The following is a 2,130-nucleotide window of genomic DNA, read 5'->3' as shown; positions in this document are numbered from 1 at the left end:
GAGCTGTCTGATCGAGTTGTCTGATGGGATTGTTCAGATGGGGCTGTAAATTAGATAGAAGTTACGCATTGACAAAAGGGAGAAAATAGGCATTGAGTTAGCCAGCAATAGCCATAGCAAAAATGAGGGAAATCAGCAAACCATCAACGGCAAAATGTGACTTGAACAAGTACATCTTGTTTTTACTGTCAGAACCAAAACAGGTAAGTTGTGTGAGGTTAGGCGAGATCCTCAAAGAAGTGTCTCATGATAGTGTGAACCGATTTTTGCTACGGGAAAGCTATACAGGAAAAGACCTCTACCAAAGCGTAGAGCCAAACATCAAGAAAGGGGGAGGAGTACTGAGTGTCGATGATACAGTGCTAGATAAACCCTACAGTAATACCAGCAAAGCAACGCTAATCAGCTATTTCTGGTCAGGTAAACACAAGAAAGTGGTGAAGGGGATTAATCTCATCACCCTGTACTACACCGATATTGACGGACGTGCTTTCCCTGTCAATTACCGTATTTATAACAAAGAAGAGGGCAAGACCAAGAATGAATATTTTCGGGAGATGCTTGCCGAAGTTATCGCATGGGGACTGAAACCAGCATTTGTCACAGGTGATAGTTGGTATGCCAGTGCCGAGAATCTTGAGTACATCAAACACTATGAACTTGGGTTTCTGTTTGGCATTGAAAAAATCGCTCAGTCTCCTTGAGTGCAGATGCAACCGCATATTCTTCGGTATCAAACTGCGAAATTCCCTATACTGGAATAGAGATGCATCTTAAGGGGTTTGGTTTGGTCAAGGTGTTTAGAACGGTTTTCAAAAACGAGTTCCGTCACTACATCATCTACCGACCTGACCCTGACAAAATTGCTGAGATTACTCGGGCTCAATTCTTGGACATCCATGATCTGCATTGGCAGATTGAATCTTTCCACAGAACTGTTAAACAAGTTGCCAATATTGAGCGTTTCTTCGTTAGACAGACTGTGGCTATCTCCAATCATATCTTTGCTGCTATTTCCGCTTTTGTCCATTTGCAGTTGCGTTGTATTCACAATTTAATTACGAATTGCTATGCCCTCAAGCGTAATTTGTTCAATGATGTCATTCGTTCTTTTGTCATGGAAAACTTAGCTGATTACAATTATCTCCTACCTGCAAATCTTCTCCCTTCTGTCAATGCGTAACTTCTAGAGTACTTCTCCAGCATCGGTTGGAGGGATTAAATTCCCACGATTGTTTCCATATTCGCCCTGAAAATATTTAAATTCATTCTTAGAGCGCAATGGTGCGCTCGGATCGTAATAGCCAGAGGGTGTTTTAGCGTACTCATACAAGCCATTATTGCCATCAGTAGACGGCAACTGCAATGTCTCACGATGTCCAAATTTAACCTCATGACTTACTGTTGCCAGAATATAAGCAATCTGAGCGTTATCAGTTACTGAAAACTTCTTAGCGCTCGTAAGTAATCGAGCAATGTCTGGCAATACGAATCTAGCAGCATTCAGTTCGTTACTCTTAAATTCACTATCCTGTAACGCAGCCACTGTTGTTAGAGTTTTAGCTTTCTGCAACGTCTTGACATCATTAACATATCCAGTGAAGATATCTTTTAATTCCATAGGAGGGGTCGCACCAAGGAGTCCATAGAAATAAGTGATCGCTGAGTAGACAGGCTGGAATATAGTCTTCACGATGTTTGACAAATACTCAGTCTGATAACTGATATTGACTAGTGCGTTGACCCTATTCTCAAGTGCAGTGAAATTATTAATATAAGATTCAAAATTGAGTTCTATTTTCTTAGTTTGAGAAGCAAGTTTAAATTTATTATCAATTTTCCAATCCGCTACTAAACTTGCACTAGACATAACAGAGCCTTTAGTTCCATTAGTGGAGGCATCACCAATAGCAAATGATGCTTCGCGATACTTTACATTAATTGTCGAGCCTTCTCTCATTCCAGCATAAAGGCTAAAATCTTGTCCCGCAAAACTAAATGAATTAATTGCCCGAACAGTTCCACCAATTCCAGCAGCAGAGAGTAAAGCAGCGCCAGCATCTAGAGTGATATTTCCACCAATGCTACCAGCACTGTCAGTTCTAACATAATCAGTTAGAATATCACCCA

Annotated in this window: 1 protein-coding gene and 1 pseudogene; one reads left to right on the top strand and one right to left on the bottom strand. The window is 40.8% G+C overall.

All coding sequences use genetic code 11. From position 1 onward, the window contains the following. Window positions 1-122: 122 nt before the first annotated feature. A pseudogene (locus PSE7429_RS21560) lies at window positions 123-1,183 on the top strand (IS701 family transposase). Between the two features lie 3 nt (window positions 1,184-1,186). Here the strand turns inward: PSE7429_RS21560 and PSE7429_RS26435 are convergent. Continuing rightward, on the bottom strand, window positions 1,187-2,130 hold a 944-nt coding region (locus tag PSE7429_RS26435), incomplete at its 5' end, for a hypothetical protein (protein WP_009629494.1).

It is taken from the genome of Pseudanabaena biceps PCC 7429, from assembly GCF_000332215.1.
Classification (GTDB): domain Bacteria; phylum Cyanobacteriota; class Cyanobacteriia; order Pseudanabaenales; family Pseudanabaenaceae; genus Pseudanabaena; species Pseudanabaena biceps.
Note: the sequence above shows the minus strand (reverse complement) of the source record. Positions and strands in the feature narration are given on the sequence as shown.